Origin of the sequence: Deefgea piscis, from assembly GCF_013284055.1 — a bacterium.
GTDB classification, from domain to species: domain Bacteria; phylum Pseudomonadota; class Gammaproteobacteria; order Burkholderiales; family Chitinibacteraceae; genus Deefgea; species Deefgea piscis.
This window is the reverse complement of record NZ_CP054143.1, coordinates 2953885-2979919: the sequence shown is the minus strand read 5'-3', so window position 1 is coordinate 2979919 and position 26035 is coordinate 2953885. Positions and strand designations below refer to the sequence as shown.

At 48.3% G+C, this 26035-nt stretch carries 20 protein-coding genes and 1 tRNA gene; 5 read left to right on the top strand and 16 right to left on the bottom strand.

What is annotated here, in order from left to right:
- Positions 1 to 27 precede the first annotated feature (27 nt).
- From HQN60_RS13905 to HQN60_RS13870, 8 genes are read right to left on the bottom strand one after another with little or no spacing between them, the layout of a single operon-like run.
- Positions 28 to 1398: an O-antigen ligase family protein gene (locus HQN60_RS13905; protein WP_173534223.1), complete on the bottom strand. Its 1371-nt coding sequence runs from the start codon at positions 1396 to 1398 to the stop codon at positions 28 to 30.
- A 2-nt stretch (positions 1399 to 1400) separates the two neighbouring features.
- Positions 1401 to 3527, bottom strand: a complete 2127-nt coding sequence (locus tag HQN60_RS13900) for a hypothetical protein (protein WP_173534222.1) — start codon at positions 3525 to 3527, stop codon at positions 1401 to 1403.
- Between the two features lie 28 nt (positions 3528 to 3555).
- A complete protein-coding gene (locus tag HQN60_RS13895; protein ID WP_173534221.1) occupies positions 3556 to 4866 on the bottom strand; it encodes a glycosyltransferase in 1311 nt (436 codons plus the stop codon).
- The gene (locus HQN60_RS16390) at positions 4836 to 5444 is read right to left on the bottom strand and encodes an acyltransferase (protein ID WP_173534220.1); all 609 of its coding nucleotides are present in this window, start codon (positions 5442 to 5444) and stop codon (positions 4836 to 4838) included. The genes HQN60_RS13895 and HQN60_RS16390 overlap by 31 nt, the downstream gene beginning before the upstream one ends.
- Positions 5441 to 6430 (bottom strand): glycosyltransferase family 2 protein, encoded by a 990-nt coding sequence (locus HQN60_RS13885; RefSeq protein WP_173534219.1) that lies wholly within the window; start codon positions 6428 to 6430, stop codon positions 5441 to 5443. The genes HQN60_RS16390 and HQN60_RS13885 overlap by 4 nt, the downstream gene beginning before the upstream one ends.
- Positions 6405 to 7460, bottom strand: a complete 1056-nt coding sequence (locus HQN60_RS13880) for a glycosyltransferase family 4 protein (protein ID WP_173534218.1) — start codon at positions 7458 to 7460, stop codon at positions 6405 to 6407. Before HQN60_RS13880 ends, HQN60_RS13885 begins: the two co-directional genes overlap by 26 nt.
- 27 nt (positions 7461 to 7487) lie before the next feature.
- Positions 7488 to 9917: a WecB/TagA/CpsF family glycosyltransferase gene (locus HQN60_RS13875; RefSeq protein WP_173534217.1), complete on the bottom strand. Its 2430-nt coding sequence runs from the start codon at positions 9915 to 9917 to the stop codon at positions 7488 to 7490.
- Positions 9918 to 9930: 13 nt separating this feature from the next.
- Positions 9931 to 10644, bottom strand: a complete 714-nt coding sequence (locus HQN60_RS13870) for a sugar transferase (RefSeq protein ID WP_173534216.1) — start codon at positions 10642 to 10644, stop codon at positions 9931 to 9933.
- A 94-nt stretch (positions 10645 to 10738) separates the two neighbouring features.
- Here HQN60_RS13870 and HQN60_RS13865 point away from each other — a divergent pair, with 94 nt between their 5' ends.
- From HQN60_RS13865 to HQN60_RS13855, 3 genes are read left to right on the top strand one after another with little or no spacing between them, the layout of a single operon-like run.
- On the top strand, positions 10739 to 12187 hold the full coding sequence (locus tag HQN60_RS13865) for an ATP-binding response regulator (protein ID WP_173534215.1): 1449 nt from the start codon (positions 10739 to 10741) through the stop codon (positions 12185 to 12187).
- The gene (locus HQN60_RS13860; protein WP_173534214.1) at positions 12188 to 12583 is read left to right on the top strand and encodes a response regulator transcription factor; all 396 of its coding nucleotides are present in this window, start codon (positions 12188 to 12190) and stop codon (positions 12581 to 12583) included.
- Entirely contained in the window at positions 12570 to 12887 is a 318-nt protein-coding gene (locus HQN60_RS13855) for an Hpt domain-containing protein (RefSeq protein ID WP_173534213.1), read from the top strand. Before HQN60_RS13860 ends, HQN60_RS13855 begins: the two co-directional genes overlap by 14 nt.
- Here HQN60_RS13855 and HQN60_RS13850 read toward each other — a convergent pair.
- The 5 genes from HQN60_RS13850 to HQN60_RS13830 are packed head-to-tail and all read right to left on the bottom strand — an operon-like array spanning position 12884 to position 18684.
- On the bottom strand, positions 12884 to 13576 hold the full coding sequence (locus tag HQN60_RS13850; protein WP_173534212.1) for a response regulator transcription factor: 693 nt from the start codon (positions 13574 to 13576) through the stop codon (positions 12884 to 12886). The two genes, HQN60_RS13855 and HQN60_RS13850, sit on opposite strands and share 4 nt — an antisense overlap.
- A gap of 29 nt (positions 13577 to 13605) precedes the next feature.
- Positions 13606 to 15633 (bottom strand): SpoIIE family protein phosphatase, encoded by a 2028-nt coding sequence (locus tag HQN60_RS13845; protein WP_173534211.1) that lies wholly within the window; start codon positions 15631 to 15633, stop codon positions 13606 to 13608.
- A 2-nt stretch (positions 15634 to 15635) separates the two neighbouring features.
- Positions 15636 to 16181, bottom strand: coding sequence for a heme NO-binding domain-containing protein (locus tag HQN60_RS13840; protein ID WP_173534210.1), 546 nt, complete (start codon positions 16179 to 16181; stop codon positions 15636 to 15638).
- A 12-nt stretch (positions 16182 to 16193) separates the two neighbouring features.
- Positions 16194 to 17180 carry an SLBB domain-containing protein gene (locus HQN60_RS13835; RefSeq protein WP_173534209.1) on the bottom strand — a complete coding sequence of 329 codons (987 nt, stop codon included), beginning with the start codon at positions 17178 to 17180 and terminating at the stop codon, positions 16194 to 16196.
- Complete coding sequence (locus HQN60_RS13830) at positions 17173 to 18684, bottom strand: lipopolysaccharide biosynthesis protein (protein ID WP_173534208.1); 1512 nt, start codon at positions 18682 to 18684, stop codon at positions 17173 to 17175. Before HQN60_RS13830 ends, HQN60_RS13835 begins: the two co-directional genes overlap by 8 nt.
- Positions 18685 to 18967: 283 nt before the next feature.
- On the opposite strand from HQN60_RS13830, the gene HQN60_RS13825 reads away from it, so the two are divergent.
- Both HQN60_RS13825 and HQN60_RS13820 read left to right on the top strand, forming a co-directional pair.
- The gene (locus tag HQN60_RS13825; RefSeq protein ID WP_173534207.1) at positions 18968 to 19780 is read left to right on the top strand and encodes an alpha/beta fold hydrolase; all 813 of its coding nucleotides are present in this window, start codon (positions 18968 to 18970) and stop codon (positions 19778 to 19780) included.
- Positions 19761 to 21074, top strand: a complete 1314-nt coding sequence (locus HQN60_RS13820; protein ID WP_173534206.1) for a sensor domain-containing diguanylate cyclase — start codon at positions 19761 to 19763, stop codon at positions 21072 to 21074. The genes HQN60_RS13825 and HQN60_RS13820 overlap by 20 nt, the downstream gene beginning before the upstream one ends.
- A 231-nt stretch (positions 21075 to 21305) precedes the next feature.
- Here HQN60_RS13820 and HQN60_RS13815 read toward each other — a convergent pair.
- The 3 genes from HQN60_RS13815 to HQN60_RS13805 form a co-directional block, all read right to left on the bottom strand.
- Positions 21306 to 21376 (bottom strand) — tRNA-Gly (locus tag HQN60_RS13815).
- A 138-nt stretch (positions 21377 to 21514) separates the two neighbouring features.
- Positions 21515 to 22909 carry an efflux transporter outer membrane subunit gene (locus HQN60_RS13810; RefSeq protein ID WP_173534205.1) on the bottom strand — a complete coding sequence of 465 codons (1395 nt, stop codon included), beginning with the start codon at positions 22907 to 22909 and terminating at the stop codon, positions 21515 to 21517.
- Positions 22902 to 26030, bottom strand: a complete 3129-nt coding sequence (locus HQN60_RS13805) for an efflux RND transporter permease subunit (protein WP_173534204.1) — start codon at positions 26028 to 26030, stop codon at positions 22902 to 22904. The genes HQN60_RS13810 and HQN60_RS13805 overlap by 8 nt, the downstream gene beginning before the upstream one ends.
- Positions 26031 to 26035 lie beyond the last annotated feature (5 nt).

The following is a 26035-nucleotide window of genomic DNA, read 5'->3' as shown; positions in this document are numbered from 1 at the left end:
GTAAAGTTGTACAAAGCAGCGCGAAAATTAATGCATCACATGGCGAAAAGCCGCTGATTCGCTGGTTTTTACGCTGTGTGGCGCCGCTGCGAGTTGGCTGCTGACTTGGCTTGTTCGCTGTAAATACGCTTCGGCCCAACCCAGAATAAAAAAGAAGGCAGGCATCGGTTGTTCACCTAAATACACAGTGCCCAAAGAGATAAACATCATGGTAATGATGCCGGCAAATGTAAACGGCAGCGACGCTCGGCTGGCTGGCTCGCTAAGCCCACGCGCGCTAAGTCGGATGGTCATCCAGAGCATTAAGGCCAGCAAAAATCCCAGCGCAATCACTCCGTGCATCAGTGCCAATAGCAAGTAATAATTGTCGATGGATTCCATACCGCCAACTTTAGGCCACGTGTTTCTCCCCCAGCCAAATGCCGCATGCTCTAGCGCAATGGCCTCATATTTTTCCATGAGTTCTTTGCGATAAAATGCCGACTCTTGTGATTGCGTCATCACCGTACCCGGTTTGATGTCGAGATAGGCATCGAGTGCCATTTGCCCGATGAGACCACCAATCACAAAAATACCCAGCACCCATTTCAGGCGTTTTGCTCGATCATTGGCGTGCGAAACCCAAATTAAGACGCCACCGACCAAAGCGCCTAGCCAAGGGCCGCGAGCGATCGTCATGATGATACCTAGCAGTAATAAGCCGTTGATCCACTGTGTTTTGGTGCCGGGTAGACGAAAGTGTCTGATTTTCTCTTCCCAGCAGTTGGCCCATTGCAGCCAGCGGGCGAGGCGCCACGCCATCGCCAACATAATGCCAGCCAAAATAGCATGCGAATATGGACCGGCAATCCGCGCAAACCCATGCCGGAAAGTCGTAACCCAGCCATTACCTTGGCCAGGAAAAAATGGACCAAGTATTAAGTGCCATAAATTGACGCCAAAGCGAAATTGATAAATTGAGATGGCCGAAACCACAACACAGCAAATAACAAAGACGCGGGCGGCAGCGATATCGCTATCCATTGAGCGCAAGCACCAGCGGGCGCAAAAATAAGGGGCAACAACAGAGGCCAGCATCGCAAACATTAGATTTTGCGCTTCGGCGTAACCCGCGTTGCTAAATTCGGAATAAGCCACGCAGGAGGCAAATCCGATGACGAGTAAATCGGTGACCGAAAGTTGCCAGTCGCGCCGCTGCGTAAAAAATGCGGCCAAGAATAGCGGCAAGATTGCCGCTTGATTAAAACTCGGGTCTGGCAAACCGGGCGTCATTGCCCGATAGCAATCGGGCAAAAGTAACAAAATGGGTAAATAGCCACGAATGACGCTTTCAGCTACACCGCGCTGCAAGAGGATATACAGCGTAATCAGCGGGGCTAAGTAGATGATGAATTGCATCTTTAGCGCTCAGGCGTGGCGATGAGTAAGCTTTGCGCGGGCAGTGTGATAGAGGTAACACCATTGAGGCAATTGGCCTTGCTGTTTTGAATTAGCTTGCTACCCGCTAGTTCGTGATCGCTTATTTTATGTCCGTTGAGAATGGCCCACTTAATTGGGCTACGACATGGCATTCTGAGCGAGTGTGAAGATTCACTGGCATTGACGATAGCAAACTGCTGCTTTTGTTCCTTGTTAAACATGACTGCGGACAATGCGTTGCAAGCATCGGTTTCACTGGTGCAGCCCACTGCGTGAATATGCCCACCAGCTACTTCGTTGAGCATGGCCAGTGCTAATCCTGTTGGGCGCAAACGGTTTGCTTCGCTGAGATCGCGGCTAATTCCAAAAAGGGGTACGTCACCTAAGCTATTTTCCAGTTTTAAGCTGTATCCCGCCAAGGTATAAACCGCCTGTTCACGTATACCCACTAGCGATGAATCAATGAGTTGCCGTGCTAATGCCACTCCTGCAATGCCATTGTTTAACACTAAATTGCGTAGTGCGGCGGGTGCATTTCCCATGGAACTGTGAAAGTTGATTTCATACACGGCGAGCGGTTTATTCTTGGCTTTACTTAACTGTTGTTGCTTGACAAGCAGTGGGAGTTGGCTGGCCAGTGCACGCTGACGCAATTGTTTTTCTGTTTCATTGTTGTCGATTTTATAAAGGAAGTAGGGGGCAACGGCGACGCGATCAGCGACTTTGCTATGAATGATCGCTCCCGGGCTATCGCCCCATAAAAATGGCGCATTCACCACGGTAATGAGTTTGCTGCCATCACCAAAGCCCTTTTTTGCGGCAGCTAACGCTTCATCGGCAATTTGCTGGTGCTGGCGAACATCGGTAAAACCTGCCGGGCGAAATAGAGCATTCCAGTTTTCATTACCAAATTCGAGTACGACTTCACGTAATTGGGCTTGATCGGCGTGGATTCTAAGTTGCTTACCAAAATTAAACCATTCTGCGCGTGATAACGTGGTTGGGCCAACAACCCAGGGGTGGGCTTGGATTTGGGCGCACAAAGAGAAAAAATCAGGGATGCTATAGGCAAAAAAGCTTTCATTTTCGCCGGGTCGATAGCGGATAGGGTGGCGCGCCATTTCGCCGATAAATCGGTTGGGCACATTGTCGCCCAGTTGTCCCTGCCAGTCGCGCAGATAGCCTGGTCGCAATGTTTTGAGTGTATCAACGACGACACGTCGAAATCCGCTCGGTAACGGTGATTTTTCGCCAAGGTAGACGTCATCAACCCAAATCTCGCCGTCGCCCTCGGCTTGAAATGTGAGCGAGAGGGGGGCTGAGGTGTTCGATACGCCTTCGCTACCCCGCCAGTCTAGCTCGATGGTTTGCCATTGAGCGGTGGGCTCGATGGTTTGGTGCACAAAAGCGGTTTGCTTATCTCGTGCAAAGCGAACTTGCAGTTTGGCGCCAGCGCGCTCGCTGCGTACTTTAAATTTTAACTGCCAGTCGCCCGCAACAGGAAGCAGGCGTCCCGCTGTTCCGCCTAAGGAATCAAAATAGCTTGCTAATGCGGCTGCAGTTTGCTGGCTCGGCTGTAATCTCGCGGCGAATCCACCTTCTTTTTTCGCCACTAAACTGGTCCGGCCCGAGCTCCACCACTGAGGAATCGCTTGTGATTGGCTGGTTTTTTCTACGCTGATGGCGTCGCCAATGCGCAGTTCATTGAGGTTTTGATCGAGCCAAAACAAGCCATTACTTTGTGCTTTGCGGCGATAGTCAAAGATGCGTCCTTGCATGTTGGCATGAGCACCACTCAATATCTGATAACGTCCGCCAGTCCAAAATCCGTCGGGGCGAGCGACCCAAGCATCTTTGTCTTTAATTTGCCGACCCTCGACTTGCTCGACCAGCACGATACTGCGATCCAGTAGCGGCATAAATCCAGGATTACGCACAATATTGGCGCGTAATTGCTCGGCACCCCAGTAGGATGGTCCACCGAGATTGAGTCCGTAACGTGGAAAGGTTTGTGGATCGATTTGGCGATCAATATTAAGTGTGATTGTTGCTGCGATGCAGTGTAGGGGTATATTGATCAAGGCCATTATAAGTAGTGTTTTTGGCATGATTCCCCCTGGGTGTATTTAGCTCAGTTTAATTAACTCGCGCCGCTAAATTGTGACAAGAAGGTAAATCCTCGTGGTTTTGCATTTGTTCGTACAACTGCTCAACGAGATCAATTTTGTGTTCCCAGTCAAAACCCATGGGGTGTGGCTGATGCAATAAGCGGGCGGCAGTTGCGCCCATCGCCGCCCATTGCTTTGGTTGTTGGTGGCATTGACGCAAAGTCTCTTTCAATTGCTCGACTAACTCGGATGCGCAATGCGCATCAAGAAGTACGCCCGTTTCGGTGGTTACCAACTCTGCTGGGCCGCCAAAGCGATAAGCAATCACCGGCCGACCACAAGCCATGGCTTCGAGAATCACTGCGCCGCCAGACTCGCGAATCGAAGGCAGGCAAAATACATGGCATTGCTGCATCAGCAAGGGCACTTCAGCTAAAGGTAAATTTCCAGTGAAATGGCAGTGCTGGCCAATACCCAATTCGACAGACTCTGTTTCCCATGCTTGGCGTTTGATACCATCGCCAACGAGGGTGATTTCAATCGGATAGCCCTGAGCGATTAACTGCGCGCATGCTTGAAGGAGAAAGTTAACGCCTTTTACAGGTAACATTCGACCGACAAATAAGACTTTGAGCGTGTCGCGGGCACTGCGCTCAAGCACGGGGCTGGCGGTGAAATGGCGGAGATCAATGCCATTCTCAAGTAATGGCTGAGTGCGCTGGTTCGGTGGGAGCACGGCTCGTGTTGCAGTGGTGGCTGTTAGAGTGATTTGCCGATCACTCGATTTTTCTAACAGCGCAGAAAACCATTGCCCAAGTTGTCGACCACGATTGAGCCATTGGGATTCTTGCTGCAAGACTTCATCAAATCCCGCTGGATTACCTAAGCCACAATTGAGTGGGCCGCGTATCAGTGGCAAACCCAGTTGATGAAGTCGGGTGCCTGCTGCCGAGCTAACAGGTGTAGGGACGTGCACTGCCGCCCACTTATTGCCTTGTGCACGTTTTTGACGTGCACGACGTAAAGCTAGAAAATCAAAAAGATAGTAATCGAGTGAGCTGAGTAGAAAAATGGCATGTTCTTTGCCGGGAAAAAGACGTGATGCGGTTCGATAGAGTGGCCCTGCCAGCCATTCAGTATCAATGTATTCAATGGTGCTGCCGTTGAATGGTGCACCTGCTTTTTCAAGTGCCGCACGATTTCGACTGTGGGTGATCAGCGTGACGGGGCGACGTTTGGTCAGGCGCTGATACCATTCCCAACCAATTTGCGATACTGAACCCATATTCGGGGCACATTGGTAGGCAACTAATAAAATTGGGCGTTTACTCGGGTCCATTTTTGAATGTCCTTTGCGCTACGAAGTGGTTTAGCGGGTACGCCACCCACGGTGGTTCCTGCGAGTACATCATGGGTAACAACCGCATTTGCCGCGATGGTCGCGCCATCACCGATACAAACACCAGGCAAAATAATGGCTCCGCGGCCAATCCAGACTTCTTTGCCAATGATGATCGCGGCAGCAGTAAAGCCCGCCTCGCGCAGCGGAGTTGACGATTGCCTGCGATGGTTGGCATCGCGCACGCTGCTGTATTCACCCAACATCGACCCAGAACCAATGCTGATGTGGCTGTGAGATACTAAGTGCACGCCACGAGAGATGACGATGCCATCTCCCAACGTGATGCGCCCCAAATCTTGGGTTTCAAGATAAAGCCCAGGATAGATCAAAGCGCGCAGACCGAATTGGATTTGGCGGGAACCATGTAATTCGACCTTGCCTAAAATAACATTGCTTGGGTCTAGCGGAATCCGGCAAGCCAAGCGTAACCATGCAGTGCCACGTTGAATCTGGGCAAAGACATCAAGTAAAGCGCCTAGCCATAAGGAACAACACAGATAGAGGAGCCGTTTCATTTTTTGACCTCTTTATAGTTACCAAAAGAGGCTCGCCTTTTTGCCGCTCGGTCACGTTTGCAGCGCCAAATCCCCATTGTGATTGGAATTTGTGCAAACCAGCTATGCACACCATAGAGTAATAAGTTGTGCCAATGTGGGCTGCGCCAACGTGCACGCCAGCTGCTGCGGAGCATTAATAGGGTTAAGGTGAGTAATGCGGCGGCGCTAAGGAGTGGTTGCCATATTGCACCCAGCATAAAGATCAGCATTAGGCTGAGCAAAATACTCGATTGTCGATAGTTGTGACGCACCTCTTGAATCCAAAAATCCTGTGTCATTGCGCTGACTGCGGCATAGGCATAACCGGCGCGACAGGTGCGTTGCCAATATTGCTTAAATTGTGTGATGGCCAAATCATGCTGCGTCATCGCCAGATCGAGGTGCATTATTTTCCAGCCTTTTTTGCGTAGCCAGAAGCATATTTCTGGCTCTTCTCCGGCTAATAAGCGTGCATTAAAACCTTCGACTTGAAGCAGCGCTTCGCGTCGAAACAAGGCATCTCCGCCACAAAATGCGGTTTCACCCGGTGGGTAACGCCAATCTAGATCAAGTACTCGTACATAAATTGATTGCTGTGGATCTTTCTCAACACGATGCCCCCAGGCACAAGCGAGTTGCGTGTCAGCCTGTAAATCGGCTAAGGCTTGTGACAAAAACAAAGGTGCCAATATCGTGTCACCATCTAAAAACATAATCCAGTCGCCTTGAGCGTGCGCTAGGCCGACATTGCGAGCCGCCGCCGCCCCTTTTTGACTGGCCAGATAGACGCTGTCGCTCAAGTTTGCCGCTTGGGCTACGCTATCGTCGCTAGAGTGGGAGTCAATATAGAGCAGCTCAATATTGGGATAGCTACACTCGCGCACTGAAGTAAGGCATCGGATTAAACGCTGCCCTTCGTTATGGCCGATAACAACGACGCTAATTAAGGGTGGCTGATTCATCATGTATCCCCTTGATGCCACACAATCTGGCGTAGTCCGCGATGCGCTGGGTTGCTGAAAACCGATTAGCCAATTGAGCGCTTGCATTGGCAACAATAGCGTTCAGCGTGCTTGTGGGTAATTGATTAATCCATTGAATTTGCAGCGCCAAATCGTGGCTGTCGCCAGCGCGGAAGTAAAATCCAGTGACCCCATTGTTGACCAAGTCAGCAGCGCCACCCTGATCGGGTACAAGAACAGGTACACCAGCCGCCATGGCCTCAAGAATCGCCAAGCCGAATGGCTCGCTATCGCAGGTATGTATATACAGATCAGATTGAATGAGTACTCTGGACGTATACTCAACGAATCCGTGCCATTTCACTTGCGTAAGGTGTGCGCTTTGCGTCTGTAGTTCATCGCTTTGCCAGCCTGTACCGCAGATGTGTAGCTCCGGTAGATTGGGGTATTTACGCCATGCGGCGATGGCCACGCCGACCTGTTTGATGGGGTCGATGCGCGTGATCATGGCAATTTTTGCGATGCCACTCAGGGTAAAGGCTGGGCGATGGCTTTGCCGTGTAGTCAGAAAGTTTTCAATGACCGTGATGTGCTTGCTCTTGCAGCCATGAGCCAATAGTCGGGTTTTGACAAATTCAGAAACCGCAACCAGCTTCACCCCTAAATATTGCAGCCAATGTTTGCGACCATAACTCAATCTTTCATTGGTGCCGCCGTGGACGATATGGATCTGATCGGGCCATTTGCCGCGCATTAGTGTGAGTAAAATCACCAGCAAGGCTTGGCTCACCCCTGTGCTACAAATACAGAGCTCAGGCTGGGCCAGATAGCGCCATAATTGGCGAGCTAATTCAAGTCTGTTGCGAAAGCCAAGGCATAAAACGCCTTGCTCTTGGGCGAGTTGTTGAACTGGCCCAAGCGGGGCGAATAACACGGCTTGGGTGCAGGTTTTTAGTTGTGCCAGCGTGGCCAGCGCCATTCTTTCTGTTCCGTAGCGCTGGCCGCTGTGCAAGATGTAAATGAGGGTTTTCATTGTTGTACCCCTTGCGGTAGGTTTCTATTACAGCGGACTGGGCGGCGAAATGATGTCCGATTTGTAAAATGTGCTTTTTGTACCGCGTTTTAAGGTGTGAACTAAGTGCTGCAGTTTTTCCCAGTTCAAATGGTGCGGTACCGCTGCGCCATACAAATCGGTAAGGCAATCTTGCTCAGCTCGGCTAAGACCTTTTGCAGGTAAGGTTTCTGCTTGTAATTCAGATAGGCGAATTGCCCCGAGTCGCAGACTTTTTCTTGCTAATGTACCGTCCATTTTGCTGGGTAATACCGGCAGACCAATCAAATGACATTCGCCATGTATGACTTTTTTCAATCGATTGGCTACGTTTTGCCAACGTGCGAGATCGAATTGTTGCTGGTGCCCACGCAGCCAAATGAAAGCCACTACGGCTTGCACTCGCTCAGCCATACTCGGATGGCTCAGTGGTTTGCCCATTTCATCAATTAAACATTCCTCGGCTTTGAAGTGCAGAATGGTGTTGTCGCGCACCAAGTGCAGTTTTCGATTGCCCACGAGACTGTGGCCAATGCTCATTTGTGCCGCGATATAGCTAAAAGGTTTGAGTAGGCTGTTGTGGATATCAACTTGTCGATCTAGCACGCAGCCTTCTCCGATCACCACATTGGGCCCAATGTGGCTTCCTTGCCGGATTAAGCAGTTGCGGCCAATTAATACCGGCCCATCCAGCGTGACGTTTTTCTCACAAACCACACCTGCGGCCAGCCAGACTTGATGTTTGATTTCTTGGTAGTCTGGAATATAGGGCGGTGCTTTTTTCAATAGTTCAGGCAGAGCTCGATTGAGCTCTTGCTCGTTGCGCAAGCTAAGCCCATTAAAAAGTGCTGTATTGGGTGGTAAGGGAAGTTGGCTTTGATTCAGTGTTAATTTGAGCCGTTTTGAATTGAGATACGCCCAACCAGACCAGATGCCCTTGGCCAACTCCCACTGGCATTGGGTCGAACTGGTTAGATTGCTACTCGGTAAGCAGCCAGGTGCCACTAGCCAGACATGCTCTGGTAAGGGAAGGGCAGCAAGACGGCGGCGAGTTTGTAGCTGCTGACCAGAAAGGTAGTATCGAATCTCAATACCCCAGCGCTCACCTTTTCCTAGTTGTGTAGCTATCGCAGAGTAGCCCTCATCGGCAAATAAGTGGACTAATTTCACGCCCTGTTCGACCAGCCGAATGAGGCTCAGTTCAAGCAGGCTATGTCCCACGATGGGCGTCAATAGCGTGCCAATTGGATCGTCTCCCTGCCAAAGTGCATAATCAGTTAGCACCACGGCTTGAGGGCGGTGATCCAGTTCGTGATGTTGCTCGCGCGTATTTGGTAGAAGTGCTTTGGGGGCGAGTTGAAATTTTTGCCGCATTACGCGAGCGAGAAAGGTGAAATTGCCCACCAAATAACGCTGCCACATTCTGGATGGCTCTTGTAATAAGCGCCAACACCATTCCAAGCCCAATTCGCGCAACCAAACGGGCGCGCGGGGAATTCGGCCAGATAGAAAATCGAATAAACCACCCACACCGATTGCTAAAGGGACTCCTGTGTCTTCTTGGTAGCAGGCAATCCAATTGTCTTGTAAGGGTACGCCCATCGCGACGACCAAAACATCGGCTTTACTTTGCTGGATGTCTTCAATTAATGCTGGGGTATCTTTACTGGCGCTATATCCATGGTGGGTTCCCGCGATATGCAGGCCGGGGTATTTTCTTAGCAAGTGCCGTGCAACTTCTTCCGCGACGCCGTGGCGACCACCTAATAAATACAAGTTTGCGCCATCTTTTTGCCATTGCTGGCACAAAATAGGAAATAAATCCGTGCCATTGGTATTTTCTTGCAAAGGGGTTTTCAAAATACGGCTCGCCAGTAACACGCCGCTGCCATCGGGTAAAAGTAAATCGGCTGAATTGAGCACCCCACGATACAGCGGGTCTTTACTGGCCAGATTGGCGCAATGTGGATTAACAAAAGCAATCCGGCGTTGATGACTTTGCTGGCGCCAAATTTGAAGTTGCGATTCAATTTGTGCGTGTTGCAAATTATCCAGCCACAAACCAAGTAGAGGCCAGCGGTCTTCGGTTTGGCTCACGGTGTGTCCAATCAATAAGCTCCAACCGTAGCGCAACAGCAGGGCTAGATCAAAGCGCCAACCACGTGAATTCTGGTCATGGCTATCCCACTCGGCTTCATCGTTGAGCGCCAGTGCCATGCGTAAATGTAACCGGTAGCTTGAAATGAGTCCGATCGTGCCGGCCGAATTTGCACCAATCCATTGTAAGTGCCCTTTCGCGATCTTTTGTAGCTGCTGCTGGTGCTGTATTCCTATACCCAGTCGTGTGAATGGCCAAATGATCATGGATACGATGGTTGCTACGACTCGGCCAAGGGGTTTGGCATATCGCTGATAGCTGTATTGGGAAAATGAAGTCATGATCCTGATCCTTTTAATAGGCGCCATGCCCAACGAAAACCGCAGGCAAAGTCAGTAACAAAATACGGATGTCGAGTTTGATACTGCGCTGGCGTATGTACTGCAGATCCATCGCGAGTTGGCCGTCAAAAGCAATCGTTGAACGGCCACTGATTTGCCAAATGCAAGTGAGACCCGGTGTGATTTCAAGCCGTTGGCGGGCATGTAAACCATAAAGTTGGACTTCTTTGGGGAGGGGGGGGCGAGGGCCGACTAAAGTCATGTCGCCGATGAGTACGCACCACAATTGTGGTATTTCATCCAAACTAAAACGGCGCATCCAACGACCAATAGGGGTAATTCGAGGATCGTTTTTGAGTTTGAAAGTGCGTTGATCAGCATGTTGGTTTTCAAGTATTCCTTGGCATTGATCCGCATTGATTCGCATGCTACGAAACTTGGGAAATGCAAAAAGTCGCCCCCGATAGCCCACGCGAGATTGCCAATACAGTACTGGGCCACCATCAGTGAGCTTGATAATGAGTGCCAAAAACAACCAGAGAGGCCAGCCGAGCACAAGGGCAAAGAGCGCCGCTCCGATATCCCATGTGCGCCTTAGGACGTGACCGAACCTTTGTTTGAATATCAAAGTACGGCGTAGCGCTGCAACGGCTTTGCGTCTCTGTTCGGGCTGACTAAATCGTTGTTCGAGTTCCCGCAAATTGGGTTGAATCACTTTGGAGAGCATTTTGCACCCCCTTCTGAAGGCGTGGTCTATGCTGTGATTGAAGCATCTCTCGCCCATGCAATTGTGATCAACTTGTAAAACTTGAGTTCTGCTTATGCCTTTTCATGATTTTGCTGCGACTGCATTAACCGTGTTGGTGGTTGATGATATTGCGAGTACACGCCGGGTTTTGAGTAGTCTGGTTCAAAAGATGGGTCATCGCGTCATCTTGGCTGAGGACGGTGAGACTGCGCTGCTCGCATATGAGCAGGCTAAGCCTGATATGGTTTTGCTGGATTTGCTGATGCCTGGCATCGATGGTTTTGAAGTGACTCGTCGTATTAAAAATCTGGCTGGGAACAAATGGGTGCCTGTTGTTGTTTTATCTGGTTTGGAGGGTGAGCAACATTTGCTGGCGGCCTTAGAGGCGGGGGCTGATGACTTTTTGCAAAAGCCGGCAGAGCCCGCCATTTTAGCCAGCAAGTTCAAAAATCTGGCTCGAGTTTTGGTCTTGCAGCAGCAACACGCTGTGCTGTTGAGTAAATCGATGGCCGTCAGTGAAAATAGTTTTGATGGCATTCTGATCGTAGATAGCGATGAAATGATACAAGGGCTTAATTTAGCGGCGGAGCGATTGTTGAAAACAGAGCGCGATATGATGCTTGGGCTGCAGGTGAAGGCATTTTTGCCAGGTCTAGATTTTGGCAAAGCCAAACATGGCGCGCATCATGGTCAGCTGCAGCAGCTGGAGATGCAACCTCTAATCGGAGATGCGATTGCAGTGGAGCTGGGTTTGACGCTTGTTGAGCAAGGTAATGAGCAGTTTTGGCTGCTGATTTTGCGTGATGTGAGTGAGCGCCAGCGTGTTGATCGACTTAAGCAGCAATTTATCGCCACGCTCAGTCATGAACTGCGCACACCTCTAACTTCGATTATTGGCTCTTTGAAAATGCTACAGAGCTCTCAATTTGCTGCGGTGGATGAGCGTGCGTTCCCCTTACTGGAGATTGCTGATCGTAATGCCTCGCGATTACTGCATATGGTCAATGAGTTATTGGATTTAAATAAAGCGGCGGCCGGCGCATTGCAACTAGAGCTAGGTGTTTATCCATTACTGACTTTGCTCGCTGAGTTTGTTGAAGAAAATCAGGGCTATGCGGCGAAATATGATGTGGATTTACAATTATATGTTGAGATTGATGCCACTTGCGAGATACGTACGGACAAAATGCGCTTTGGGCAAATTATGTCGAATTTAATCTCCAATGCTTGTAAATACTCACCTGCGCGCAGCGAGGTTAAAGTCATTGCCAGTACTGCAGACTCTGTTTGGCAGATTATTGTGCAAGATCGTGGGCCAGGGATTGCCGGAAGTTTTTTGCCACATTTGTTTGACCCCTTTACGCAGGCCGATGCCAGTGACTCCAGACTGTACGGTGGAACAGGTTTGGGTTTGGCGATCTCTCGGCAGCTCTGCTCCGCTTTGGGAGGCACTATTTCGTATCAAGCCGCTCAAGGCGGTGGGAGTGAATTCATCGTCTTATTACCTTTGAAGGGCGCATAAATGAGTCAATTACGTCAGATTATTGTCGTTGAGGATGATGATGATATTCGGCATTTGATTCATCTGTGTCTCAGCACGTTGGGTGCTTTTGATGTCCAGCAGTATGTGCTTGCAAGTATTGCAATCAAATCAATACATGAAGATACTCTTCCGCAAATGATTTTGCTTGATGTGATGATGCCTGAAATGAGCGGCAAAGAATTTATACCGCTGTTGCGAAAAATAAAAGGCGGCGACTCGGTTTGTGTGGTGATGCTGACCGCAAAAGTATCACAAACAGAATTGTCTGGTTTACTGGATGCTGGCGCAGATTTTGTCGCTCAGAAGCCATTTGATCCCATGCTTTTGCCACAATTGTTGCAGGAATATTGGGAGTTATATTGTGCCCGCATTTAACGAAGCGCTGTTTGCAGCTGGGATGATTGAGTTAAAAGCTAAGTTTGTGGCCGGCTTGCCAGCTCGGCTCAAGCAAATCGTTCCGACGTCACCAATACCGACACTAATTTGGCAGGCAGATGAGGATGTACTGAATGAGCTGCATCGCTTGGCTGGTGCTGCAGGTTCACTGGGCTTTGATTCATTGGCCAACACAGCAAGGCAACTTGAGAAAGAGCTGCAAGCGTTGCCGCGTGACGCGAAATTATCGTTGCGTGATTTTGAAAAGCTTGAACAAGCAGCCGCAGCCGTGTTGCTTGCTTAAGGGGTGACGAGCGAAGTCGATTCTAGTCGATAACCATAGCCGTAGACAGAGGTGAGTTGCCATTGCAGCTGTCCATCGAGCGATAATTTTTTGCGTAAACGGCTGATATGGGTGTCGACGGTGCGAGTATCAATCTCTACATTCAAACCCCAAATCTTTTCGAGTAAATTCATTCGAGAAAATAACTTACCTGGATGCTGAAATAAATACAGCGCTAAATCATATTCTTTTTGTGTAAGTTCAACTTCGCTGCCCGATTTGCGAATCAGGCGCTGGCTGGTATCGATTTCATACAAACCAAGATGCACGAGTTGAGGGGCAATCGATTTGAAGCGACGGGCCAGCACGTCAATCCGCGCAAGAATTTCCAAGGGTTTAATCGGCTTGACCAAATAATCATCTGCCCCTGCTTTTAGCCCTGCTACTACATTACTTTCATCATCTATTGCAGTAGCGACCATAATGGGTATTTGCCAACCGATGTTCTCACGCACCCATTTGATGATCATACCTCCAGAGTAATCAGGTAAATTCCAATCTAATAGCAATAAATCAAAGTGCGTGTCTTTGAGTGTTGCAAAGAAGGCGAGGCTGGTATGAAATACGTTGGTTTCATGCCCGCCGCTTTTGAGTGTTAAGGCAAGCATGTCAGCTTGAATTGGGTCGTCTTCGACAATGGCAATGAACATGGTGAGAGTAGAACTCAGGCTAAAGATGGCTAATTTATAGCTGTTTCTGCTTGAGTCTGCCGTCGTATTTGCAAACGAATTCGATTTACATCGCTCGCGGGGGTGCTGTATTGCACATCATCGACACAGTGCCGAATGATATACATACCAAAGCCGCCTTCACGCCCGCCACTAAAATCAGGCATCGGGACCTGAGTGGAATCAAAAGCATCTCCCACATAATAAAAATCAATCCAAAGTAACTCATTTAGTTCGCTGAGGTGAACTACAAACGGGGTGTCGGCCAAGGTGATCGCCACATGCCGAATAATATTGGTAGCAACTTCAACTGCTGCCAGTTCAATGGCGGCCAGTTGGGTTTCATCGAGTGAGATTTGATTTCGCAGCCATTGACGCAGCGGTGTTAATACACTCATGGTGCGCATAAACTCTCGACTGGTCGGGGCGTTATCGTTGTGTCTAAAAATTCCGATGGCGGTAAAGTCATCAGAGCGCCGATGCGATGATTCATGCAAATCCACGAGTTGCCGCAACTTTTGCAAAATAATGGCGGGCGGAATAGCCGCGCTGATCAGTCGGCGCACGAGATCTATCACGGGTTCGATTCCGAGTAATTCAAGGTGTTCGTTACGTGCTTCGCTAACTCCATCGGAAAATAATAATAAAAAGTCGCCAGATAAAAAGGGTGTATCAATCGATTTATATTGCTCGCGGTGATCGACGCCCATGGGTAAAAAATCACCGCTTAAGGAAATGATAGCGCCATTGGCGGTAAAGATTAATCCCTCAGGGTGACCTGCGTTGATGTAACTGATGCGATTGTTGAGCAAATCAATACGCGCAAAAATCAAGGTGACAAAGGATTCAAGCCGCTGCAATTTAGGCGTTACTCGGGTGTGGACACTATTGATGATCTGATCAGTATCCGGGGCTTGGCCGTGATTGGCGCCGAGTAGCTCGGCCATGCTGCGGTTGTATTGACTTTTTAAAGCGGCACCAATCATGGCTGCGACAACGCCTTTGCCCATCACATCACCCGTGAACACATCAAGGCATTGTTCGCCCAAAGTGAAAAAATCAAAGAAGTCCCCATCAATCCCTTGCGAGGGCTGTGTAAATGCCGAGATCTCCAGTCCGCGTAAACTCCGTGGTGTACCAAAAAGCAAAGACTGTTGAATATCATGGCCGAGTTGCAATTCACGCTCTCGCGATTCGGTAAGCGCCATTTGTTGCGCTTTACGCTCACTAATGTCACGAACAATCGCGGTGAAGTGAATTTCATCCCCGATTTGCAGGCTGCTCAGTGAAATTTCTGCGGGAAACTCCTCGTTGTCACGACGACGCGCGATGACCTCTCGGCGGCGATTAAAATGAGGGCTGAAAGCTCGCGCCGAGGCAGTGGCTAAGTATTCGTGGTGGCTTGAGGTATATTCTGATGCAGTCAAAATGGCGACATCTTTACCCAGCATTTCAGGCTCACTCCAGCCAAACATAGCCTGAGCCGCTGGGTTAAAACTTTCAACACACCCTTTGGCATCGCTCGTGATAATTGCATCGGGGGCGGTGTTCAAAATGTTGTGTAAGAGTGCGCGTTGCTTTTGAAAAAGGTTCGCGATTTCTCGACTTTCTTGTAATGAATTTTTTAAATCTTGGATTACTTGCAATAAATCAGTGCTTGCATCGTGAACCGCAAAATCGTTTAGTGACAAACCGTAAGCAGGCAGTTGTGCCGGATCATTGAGCCACGGTGAGCCCAAAAAAAGCAGGGAGTCGCTTGTTTCGTCACATAGCACTTGGCCACGAAGAAGTAGCTGATTACTGAGGACACGAAACACATACAAGGTACGAGCCTGCATCACTGGCGTGCTAGACCAAATGTTTTCAATCGCGGTGCTTGGCCTTACTTGGCTAATTAATGTTTGCCATTGCAGCCCAATAGCGAGATTTGGAATCACGCGTGTCAGCGCAGGTCCAAACGCCACGAATTTGAGTGTTCTATCTAGTCGAAAATGAAAGGGAAAAACACTCGCGGGAAGACGTAGATGTTCGGCTTGCATGCTTATTGCCAGGCGACGAGAAATTCATCAAAGTCATTCGCTGTCGCACGACTTTTGCTTTGGTTTACCGTGACGGCGGTTTCAAACAACTCGCCTAAACCAAAGAGTAATCCGACCACAAAAGGCGCTAATCCTGCGCGATGTGAAAAATACTTGAGCCGAACGCCTTGCAATCCATTTGGCTCACATAAAAATTCAGGGGGTTGTAGATTGGGGTAAATCAAAAAAATACGGGCATGGAAATTGGGTAGGTTGATTAGGAAATCTTGTAGATTTTCCCCGCCTGCTTTGAGTAAATGACCATAGCTGCGTTGCCCTGTTTCGAGCACCCAGTAGCGCCCAAATTGTTGCAGTAATTGCTCTGCAGGTAGTCCGGTGATGGCCGATGCAGCTCCGACTAAGGAGTAGGTTGTTGAGTCTGGGTATGCCTCGCTTGATAGAAAGAACTCATCCGAAATGTCAGCTTTGAGCAAAATTTGTTGCCAAGTCTCGCCACCGTAATCCGCGCATACCATTTCTTGTAATGCTTTATTCACAATGCCGTACATATTGACCGTCTCCTAAAAAGCGCCCAAACCCATGGTTAGTATGGACAATCCGGGAATAAGTTGCCGAATTACATAACCCGCCTCGGCAACGCTACTTTTTGGAACAAAAATGACATCACCTTCTTCAAGAGAAAAGTTGACCATCTTGTCACGATTTAGCAAAGTTTTGAGTGGGGTGGTTTCGTTCGCTTGTTTGCTAGGGCGGTAAATGGCGATTTGCTCGGGCGCGGCGTCATCGTTAGGTCCGCCCGCTTGGGATAGCGCATCCATGAGTGACATGTCAGGCGTTAATCGATACGCGCCGGGTTTGTGAACCGCACCCAAGACATACACCAAGGTATCGAAAGAATCGGGTATGTACACTAGATCATTGGGTTTTAGGCTGATGTTGTAAGCCAGTTCGCCGCGATTGAGTAGTTTCTTTAGATCAACCCAGATAATGCGATCCCGACCGCGAAAAACAGCAACGCGAGTTAAAGTAGCTTGTTTGTCGATAACAGGCAAAGACCCCGCGCGAGCCAAGGCTTCTAATAAAGTGGGAGGTCGATCAAATTGCTGTACACCTGGATTTTGAACTCGGCCTAAGATTGTTACTCTATTGCCAGTATATTGATCAACGCCAACAAATACAGCAGGTTTACGTATATACGGTGATAGTGAGTCGCTTATTTGTTTAGCAGCAGTTTCTCTGGTTTCTCCGTTGAGTTTCATTGTGCCCGCCAGTGGAATGGTGAGGCGTCCATCAGGCCCGAGTAATTGCTTGCCGGATAGTTCTGGACGATTCCAAACGGTAATTTGCAATGAATCCCCTTCGGCGAGGCGATAAATATTCTCACCGCCGCGTTCTAATTCCATCAAAACCTCGGGGCTGGCGTAGTCTATTTGCTCTGATTTTTGCGCTGGTTGAAATGACTGTGTATTGCTGGGGATATTCGTTGGCATCGAGCTGCAGGCCATCAAAACCGTACTCATCAATATGTATGGGATTAGCTTAAGCATGATAAACCTCACGTTTGAAAAACTTTGTGCATTGATTAGTTAGCCACTGTTTTTCGCTTTGAGTTAAAACCAATTTCCAAATCGCCCAAAACAAAATGAGCATAAATAGACTGCTCGCTTGAACTAATTCCAGTGCGGCCATGTTGCGGCTGATCAGTTGCCATGGCCAAAACCACGAAAAGCTGTAGCCCAAGGTATAAACAATCAGAAGTGGCCATAGCGTTTGGCGGAAAACTAGCGCAGGCGGCATAGAGAGACGCTGGCTTGCGATGAGCAAATAAATCACAGCAGCAAGCCCATTGCCTATCGTAAAGTAAGCAATAAATTGCAGCAGACTAGTTGCGCTGAGATAGGCGATGCCGGCAGAAATAAGGCGCAGAATATGGTATACAAACTCCAATCTTAGCTCGGCTTGCCCGCGCAAAGCGCTGGATGCACACCCCGTTAAAGTGTGTAGGTGCCAAGCGGGCGTCAGCCAAAGCAGCATTTGCAGGATGAGCGCTGATTCGGGCCTGAGTCCTAGCCATGTAAGATGAATCGCTGGCGCGCAGGAAACAATGAGCGGCATAATCCATAACAATGAAAATAGAGCCAGTCGCAGAGCCTTAGGATAGAACTCGGCTAACTGAGCTTTATCCATGCAGGCAGAGCGCGGCAAGACGACTGCGCTAATCCCCGACGAAATCGACGTGGCTGTCGCTGGTAATTTGCTACCCAAGTCGACAAGGGCCGTTGCCGCACTACCAAAATGCACGCCCGCCAAAACACGATCTGCTGAATGCAAAATCATGGCGAACGTATCGCTCAATTGGCTTTTCATGCCTAATTTAAGAAACGGCTGAAGATAGACTTTGCTCACAAATTTGGGTCTGAGCTGCAAGTCGGGCCAGATTAGATGTACTCGCCACCATGCACAGCTGATTGAAAATACATAACGGAGCACAAAGCCGCCCAATAGCGCAGTCATACCCCAATTCCGGTAGAGCAAGCTTGCAATTATCAACCATTCGAGCATAAAGCTCGCAACCCAAATACGCTGTTGCTCATGGACACGATTTAAGCCATGTAATACATAACCCCATGCACCCAAGGTTAAATCAGCGAGAAAGACAAAAGCAGTTGTGAGCATTAGTAAAGTCGCGAGTGGGTGTAGCGCAGGGCTCACTTCAAATTTACCTAAAAGCCAAGGCATCAATAACGTTAAACCCAAACAAAAGCCACTACCAAGCAGCAAAGCCAGCGCCACGCCAGTACTGAGCATGCCGCTGGCGCGATGCGCGTCTTGTTGCTCAAAAGCTTTAGCTATTTCCCGCACATAAACGGTCGCTAGTCCAGAAACCGAAAGCCCTAAATACCCCACTAGAACAAAAGAAATTGACCAAAGTCCATATTCTGGCAACCCCACTTGCGTTAAAACCATTGGGGGTATGGCCAGCCTAGTAAATAAATACAATACTTTTGCGAAGATACTCTCAAGAACCGCACGCTGAAAGCTAGTAGACATGATGCACCTCGATGAGCAATAGCTCATTTAAATACGAGAGTGCAATACAATGATGGCGAGAATGTAAAAGAGGGTTAAAAGCTGATTATCTTTAGTAAATCAGGTGGGCTTGAAGTGTGATTTTGACTTTGGGTCAGTCAAACATCGGCAGGTGGGTCAATAACGCGTTGGTCACAACAACAAAACCAACAATAACACCGGTATTGTTCAAGCAGACTAGCTCCTCTGCCACTTTGGGGTTAATCTCACGCGCTGTATCAAATCCTTAAGGTTGGAGTGTCAAATGCTTCAGAACGAAAAAATCCTTGCACGAAATAACGTCAAAATTATTGATGGTGATGGTCCTGTTCTTCTTTACGCTCATGGATTTGGTTGTAATCAAAATATGTGGGATCGTGTAACACCCGCGTTCAAGTCAACCCACAAACAAGTTCTATTTGACTATGTCGGCAGCGGAAAATCCAATATTGCCGCTTTTGATGCCGCCAAATATAGCAATCTCAGTGGCTATGCCCAAGACGTATTAGACATTTGCGACGCTTTGGATTTGAAAAGCGGGGTAACGTTCGTAGGACATTCAGTGAGTTGCAGTATTGGCGTGTTGGCGTCCATCGCCCGGCCAGAGCTATTTAGTAAGTTGGTATTGCTAGGCCCCAACCCATGCTTTGTAAACCATGCACCGGATTATATCGGAGGCTTTGAAAAAGAAGACCTTGAGGGCTTGCTAGACTTGATGGAACAGAACTACATCGGATGGGCAAATTATTTGGCTCCCGTCGTGTCAGCGAAGGGGGAGAACAGCGTGGTTACGGCAGAACTGTCAGATAGTTTTTGCTCTACTGACCCGACTGTAGCCAAAGTTTTTGCTAGAACTACTTTTTTCTCTGACAACAGGGCTGATCTCCCCAAGGTAAAAGTGCCTTGCCTGATTTTGCAGCACCGCACTGACACGCTGGCCCCCCTTAGCGTTGGGGAGTACGTTCACACTGAAATAGCTGGAAGCACCTTAAAAATCTTAGAAGTTCAAGGCCATTGTGCGCACATGGCAGAGCCTCTGCTCTTTGTCGAAGCGATGCGTGATTTTGTCGGTGCCTAGTAAAAGCGCAGATGCGCTAATTCCTTCATTTGATCAAATTCCCTGCGCCGTATTGGTTACCGATCGTGCTGGAGTTATTCAATCGTTGAATCAGAATCTACTGCTACTTATTGGGGCTGACAAGGAGCGCTGGCTAACAAAATCGATGGAGCTTATGTTTCCGATGGCCAGCAGGATATTCTTGCATACGCACATCTGGCCGATGATTTTGCGAGATGGGCATGTCCGAGAAATCCGGTTGCAGCTACTTGACTCGGGTGGCAATAGCTTACCCGTCTTTGTGAATTGCCAGAAAACGAACCAAGAAGGCGTCGATCTGTTTACTTGGGTTCTATTTGTAACAATTGAACGAAGTCGATTCGAACAGGAGTTACTGGAGTCAAGACAGAGAACGGATAATGTGTCTGCTGCGCTGGCAAAAAGCGAATCTTTTATACGAGGTGTATTCGAAGCCACAAGCGAAGGCATCATGGTGACTGATTCGGATGCGACGATCATTTCCGTTAACCCTGCCTTTGCTAAGCTCACTGGCTATTCGCAGGAGGAAATGATTGGGCAGAACGCACGCTTTCTCAAGTCCGATCGGCATGAAGCGGATTTTTTTCTCGCTACGTTTCAAAGCTTACAAGAAAATAAAATTTGGAATGGCGAAGTTTGGAGCCAGCGAAAAGACGGCTCCATTTTTCTAGGGCAGTTATCCATATCTGCAATATGCGACCAAAATGATGTAATTTTGCAATATGTTGGTCTTTGTTCGGACATCACAGAAAGATGGGATAGGGAACAACTGATTCATCAAATGGCACTACATGATGGACTGACGGGACTTCCAAATCGTACGCTTCTCATGGAAAGACTGGGCCAAATGATCGCCAAGTCGCATCGTGATTCGCGTCAGATTGCGTTAATGTTTCTGGATTTGGATGGCTTCAAGAAGGTTAACGACACCTTAGGCCACTCAATAGGCGATGAGGTTCTGAAAACAGTTGCAACGCGGTTATCTAGTTTGCTCCGCAACACAGACACAGTGGCACGACTTGGTGGCGATGAGTTTGTTATTCTTCTGGATAACCCAGAGAACGGTGACGCTATTGCACAGATTGGTGCACGCGTTATTTCTGTCGTTAATGAGCCAATGCACTTTGATAATGCAGAAGCTCATATTGGTACATCCATCGGTATTGCGGTACTCAAAGACCGCGCATGCACCCCGGAAGCCTTACTTAAAAGGGCTGATGAGGCGATGTACTCAGCCAAGGCGGCAGGGAAAAATGTGTATCGCTTTGCCGAATAAATAATCGATTGGTCTTTGGTGCGTAGGCTAATTAGTTTCTCTGAGCCGCTCTTAATGAATGACTGGAGGTCTTTGGGGATGTGAAGACGAGAGGTAGGTGCTTGCCGCGAAGGCTTACGCCTGTGTGTTTTGCCATGACTTTAATGCTCTAACCGTATCACCCGACCGTATCAGTGTGCAATTAAAAGCCATTTAAAACAGTATCTTATTGAATAACAAAGGAGATTGATGAGCGGGCGATGAGAATCGAACTCACGGCTCTAGCTTGGGAAGCTAGGGTATTACCATTATACGACGCCCGCGTAAGTGTTAAATTATATCAGAATCTACATTTTCAATGTGAATGAATTTCAGCGTTTTATGTTGTAAATCGGCGTGCGGATCATGTTTATTTGCAGTAAAGGCCAATGTTTTGTATTGGCCTTTACTGTTTTTCTTTATTACTGCGGTGTAGGTGTTTTTGACCAACCACCACCAAGCGCTTTATAAAGCTCAACTCGGGCATTAATTTGGTTGCGTTGTGCTTTAACCAAATTTAATTGAGAGTTAAATAAACTACGTTGTGCATCAAGCACTTCAAGATAACTTGAGTACCCATTGTCATAACGAAGTGTAGCTAATTTTAGCTGCTGCTTTAATGCGCTCACTTGTGTTTGTTCAAAACCAGTTTTAGCTTGTACTGTTTGATTCACAATTAAGCTTGAACGGGTTTCGGCAAATGCGGTTTGAATTGCCAGTTGATATTGCGCAACGGCTTGCTTTTCTTGTGCTTTTGCTTGGTCAATTTGCGCTGCTGTCAGGCCGCCATTAAAGAGTGGCATCGCTAAGTCGCCAGCAAAAGACCAGCCTCGAGTGCCTTGATTAAATAAGGTGTCTAGGCTGTTACTTTGCACACCAAGTAAACCCGTGAGTGAGATACGTGGAAAGTAAGCTGCACGAGCCACTTGCACTCGGGCGCGTGTGGCTAACAAATTGGCTTCTGCTTGGGCGATATCTGGACGTTGTAACAATAATTCTGAACTCAGTTGGTCTGGAATTTCATTGTTAATTTGTAGCTCAGAGATTGATTTGCCACGTCCAATACCTTGCTCCATCATCGCGCGCGGAGATTGTCCGACCAAGACGCTGAGTGCGCTTTCAAGTCGAGCAATTGCCTCTTTAAAATCAGGCAAGTTACTTCGCGCATTGGCGAGCTCAACTTCTGCTTGTTTCACATCTAACTCTGATGTGACGCCACCACGATAGCGTTTTTGTTGCAAATCATACGCTTCAAAACGTGATTGAACCGTGTGCTTGGTGATTTCTAGCTGCGCATCCAAAGCCCGCAAATTGAAGTAGTTTTGCGTCACTTCGGTGGTGAGCGCCAAGATGGCGGCATCACGATTGTACTCAACCGCCATCAGGTCTTGTTGTGCTGCAGTGGCGGTGTTTCGTACACGTCCCCAGAAGTCGATTTCCCAAGATGCTTGGCCTGCAAGTTGGAAGTTATTGCTAGGCGGCAAATCAAGACCTGTGCTGTTTTGCGATGCTTGTGCTCGCGCGCCACGACCACTAAGGTCGATCCGTGGCAGTTTGGCAGAGTCTGCAATCCCTAAACGAGCGCGAGCTTCATCAACTTTAGCGGTGACTAAAGCCAAGTTTTGGCTGTTTTGTAGTGCAGTCGCGACCAATTGATTTAAAACTGGATCATTAAATTGAGTCCACCAGTTTTTTTCTACCGACACCTTGGCTTCCATTGCGGTAGGAAGCTCAGTTTTTGGCAATACATTGTCTGGCGTGAACGCGCAGCCGGTAAAGGCGAGGGCGACGCTGAGGGAAAGAATGGTTTTAAGCATGATTCTCTCCTTCTGGTTTTGATTTTTTCTCGGTCATTTGCATGATCAGACGGAAAAAGAGTGGGATAAAGAAAATAGCAATAAATGTAGCCGCCAACATACCGCCAATAACGGGTACACCCAGTGCAAAACGACTACCTGAACCTGCACCGCTGGATGTAACTAGCGGTACGCAACCCAAGATAAAGGCCAGTGAAGTCATAACGATAGGGCGGAAGCGTAAACGAGCTGCTTCGAGTGCCGCATTGAGTAGCGTTTCACCTTCTTCATATTTCATGATGGCAAATTCAACGATTAGAATCGCATTTTTAGCTGCCAAGCCCACCAAGGTAATGAGACCCACTTGGAAATACACGTTATTAGTTTGACCGGTGAGGTACACCGCCAATAAGGCACCAAACAACGCAAATGGTACGGCGGTGATGACCGCAAATGGCAAACTCCAGCGTTCATACTGCGCAGCCAAGATCAAGAATACCATCAAAATACCCATCAAGAATGCAGTCGCGGCAGTACCACTTGAGGCTTGCTCTTGATACGCTGAGCCAGTCCATTCAAGTTTGTAGTCCGAAGATCCCATTTCGGCTTCGACTTCTTCCAGCGCTTTAATCGCTTGCCCTGAGCTCACGCCTTGAGCGGGGGTTGCCATGATTTTTGCGGCTTGGAATACATTAAAACGCTCAACTAATTCTGGACCCATTGATGTCTTAACATGAACCAAGCTCGTCAATGGAATCATGGTGCCTTTATCAGAGCGAACATAGACGTTACGAATGTCGTCTGGGCGAGCGCGGTAATCGGCTTCAGATTGCAATTGAACGCGGTAAGTACGGCCAAACTGGTTAAAGTCATTGACATAAACTTGACCAAAGGTGGCAGACATCGCATCAAAAACTTGGTTGACGTTCACGCCAAGTGCTTTGGCTTTTTCTCGATCGAGATCAAGATAAATTTGCGGTACATTGGCGCGGAATGTGGTTGAAACACTAGCGAATTCGGGGCGTTTTTTAGCTTGTGCCACAAATTCATTCACTGCCGCCGAGAAGGTGGCGATGTCGCCCGTACCACGATTTTGATAGTAACCTTCAATACCACCAGTCGTTGACATGCCGCTAATTGGAGGGGGATTAAAGGTGGCTGCAAAGCCGTCTTTAATGCCCATATACGCCATGCCTTGGAAGGTGTTGGCTAGGTCAAATGAACTGTCGCCTTTACCTTGTCGCTCAGACCAGTCTTTGAGTGTGACAAAAGAAACACCGCCGCTACTAATCACTGCGCCAGAAAGTAGGTCAAAACCAGCAAATGACACCACATTCTCAACGTTTTTATTCGCCATGAGCATTTTGTCAAAACTAGCGCTGGTGGCTTCAGTACGATTGAGTGAGGCCGCGTCAGGCAGCATTACCGCGCTGAGCAAGTAACCTTGATCTTCGTCGGGAACCAAAGAGCTAGGCACTTGTTTTAGCAAGACGAACATCGAGACAATAATGCCGGCAAAAATCATAAACGCAATGGCAACTCGGCGATTTAAAAATGATACGCCGCTGACATAGCCGTTGGTGATTTTGTCGAAATTACGGTTAAACGCTTTAAAGAAGCGATTTGGCTCATGGTGTGCGTTTTTAAGCATAATCGCGCACAGTGCTGGTGTGAGCGTTAATGCCACAATGCCGGAAATCACAACTGAAATCGCAATGGTAACGGCAAACTGTTGGTACATCACACCGGTCATGCCGCCCATAAAGGCGACGGGTAAAAATACTGCGCAAAGCACTAAAACAATCGCCACAACGGGGCCAGACACTTCTTCCATCGCTTTAATTGAGGCTTCTTTGGCTGAGCACTTGGTTTCACTCATGATCCGTTCGACGTTCTCAAGTACCACGATCGCATCATCGACCACGATACCAATCGCCAGCACTAAACCAAACAGAGTCAATAAGTTGATAGAGAAGCCAAACGCGAGCATACCGGCAAAGGTACCAATTAATGAAATTGGCACGGCAATACACGGAATGAGCGTTGCTCTAAAGTTTTGTAGAAACAGATAAACCACCAAAAACACCAGTACGATGGCTTCGGCTAGCGTATGGACCACTTCTTCAATCGAGATTTTTACGAACGTTGTGGTGTCGTATGGGATTGAGTATTCAATTCCTTCAGGGAAACGTTTTTTAAGCTCGTCCATTTTTTTGGTAATTGCTGCTGCAACACCAATGGCATTAGCGCCTGGTTGTAAATAAATCCCCATGGCGACGGCTGATTTGCCATTAATACTGGCTTTAAGGTCGTAATCCTTGCCGCCAATTTCAACGCGAGCGACGTCTTTAAGTCGAATTGTTGCGCCATCTGCGGTTGAGCGCACAATGATGTTATTGAATTCATCCACTGATTTAAGACGGCCTTGTGCATTCACGGTATACGTGAAATCAATGGCTTCAGTGGTTGGCTGTGCACCAATTTTACCGGCAGAGAACTGCGCATTTTGCTCACGAATTGCATTGATCACATCGCTCGGGGTCAGGCTTAACTGAGCTAAGCGATCAGGGCGCAACCATACGCGCATCGCGTAATCAGTGCCCCCGAACATCGTCAAATCACCCACGCCAGGAATACGTTTGATTTCATCAACAATATTCAGCAATGCATAGTTTGATAGGTAAGTTGTATCGTAGCGGCCATTTGGTGAGTTGATTGCAATCACGTTCAGGATCGATGTCGATTTCTTTTTCACCGTCACACCTTGACGCTTCACCTCTTCAGGTAATTGCGCCATCGCCGCAGAAACGCGATTGTTCACGTTAATGGTGGCTTGGTCGGGATCGGTGCCAATGGCGAAATAAACGTTCATATTCATCTGGCCGTTTGAGGCTGAGCCAGATTGCACATAAAGCATTTTTTCTACGCCATTAATCTGCTGCTCAAGTGGTGCGGCAACAGTTTGTGCGATGACTTCAGGGGTGGCGCCAGGGAAAAACGCCGTCACCGAAACCACTGGCGGGGTAATCCCCGGGTATTGCTCAATCGGCAAAGACTTCATCCCTGCTAAGCCGAGAATCACGATAATGATCGAGATTACGCTAGCAAAGATGGGCCGTTCAATAAAAAATTTAGAAAACATACCGA

Excerpts from the sequence above, each read along its gene's own strand:
- HQN60_RS13845 (WP_173534211.1), bottom strand. The coding sequence starts at position 15,633 with ATGCAAGCCGAACATCTACGTCTTCCCGCGAGTGTTTTTCCCTTTCAT.
- HQN60_RS16390 (WP_173534220.1), bottom strand. The coding sequence starts at position 5,444 with ATGAAACGGCTCCTCTATCTGTGTTGTTCCTTATGGCTAGGCGCTTTA.
- HQN60_RS13825 (WP_173534207.1), top strand. The coding sequence starts at position 18,968 with ATGCTTCAGAACGAAAAAATCCTTGCACGAAATAACGTCAAAATTATT.
- HQN60_RS13830 (WP_173534208.1), bottom strand. The coding sequence starts at position 18,684 with ATGTCTACTAGCTTTCAGCGTGCGGTTCTTGAGAGTATCTTCGCAAAA.
- HQN60_RS13810 (WP_173534205.1), bottom strand. The coding sequence starts at position 22,909 with ATGCTTAAAACCATTCTTTCCCTCAGCGTCGCCCTCGCCTTTACCGGC.
- HQN60_RS13870 (WP_173534216.1), bottom strand. The coding sequence starts at position 10,644 with ATGCTCTCCAAAGTGATTCAACCCAATTTGCGGGAACTCGAACAACGA.
- HQN60_RS13850 (WP_173534212.1), bottom strand. The coding sequence starts at position 13,576 with ATGTTCATTGCCATTGTCGAAGACGACCCAATTCAAGCTGACATGCTT.
- HQN60_RS13885 (WP_173534219.1), bottom strand. The coding sequence starts at position 6,430 with ATGATGAATCAGCCACCCTTAATTAGCGTCGTTGTTATCGGCCATAAC.
- HQN60_RS13875 (WP_173534217.1), bottom strand. The coding sequence starts at position 9,917 with ATGACTTCATTTTCCCAATACAGCTATCAGCGATATGCCAAACCCCTT.
- HQN60_RS13840 (WP_173534210.1), bottom strand. The coding sequence starts at position 16,181 with ATGTACGGCATTGTGAATAAAGCATTACAAGAAATGGTATGCGCGGAT.
- HQN60_RS13835 (WP_173534209.1), bottom strand. The coding sequence starts at position 17,180 with ATGCTTAAGCTAATCCCATACATATTGATGAGTACGGTTTTGATGGCC.
- HQN60_RS13900 (WP_173534222.1), bottom strand. The coding sequence starts at position 3,527 with ATGCCAAAAACACTACTTATAATGGCCTTGATCAATATACCCCTACAC.
- HQN60_RS13860 (WP_173534214.1), top strand. The coding sequence starts at position 12,188 with ATGAGTCAATTACGTCAGATTATTGTCGTTGAGGATGATGATGATATT.
- HQN60_RS13880 (WP_173534218.1), bottom strand. The coding sequence starts at position 7,460 with ATGAAAACCCTCATTTACATCTTGCACAGCGGCCAGCGCTACGGAACA.
- HQN60_RS13895 (WP_173534221.1), bottom strand. The coding sequence starts at position 4,866 with ATGGACCCGAGTAAACGCCCAATTTTATTAGTTGCCTACCAATGTGCC.
- HQN60_RS13865 (WP_173534215.1), top strand. The coding sequence starts at position 10,739 with ATGCCTTTTCATGATTTTGCTGCGACTGCATTAACCGTGTTGGTGGTT.
- HQN60_RS13805 (WP_173534204.1), bottom strand. The coding sequence starts at position 26,030 with ATGTTTTCTAAATTTTTTATTGAACGGCCCATCTTTGCTAGCGTAATC.
- HQN60_RS13905 (WP_173534223.1), bottom strand. The coding sequence starts at position 1,398 with ATGCAATTCATCATCTACTTAGCCCCGCTGATTACGCTGTATATCCTC.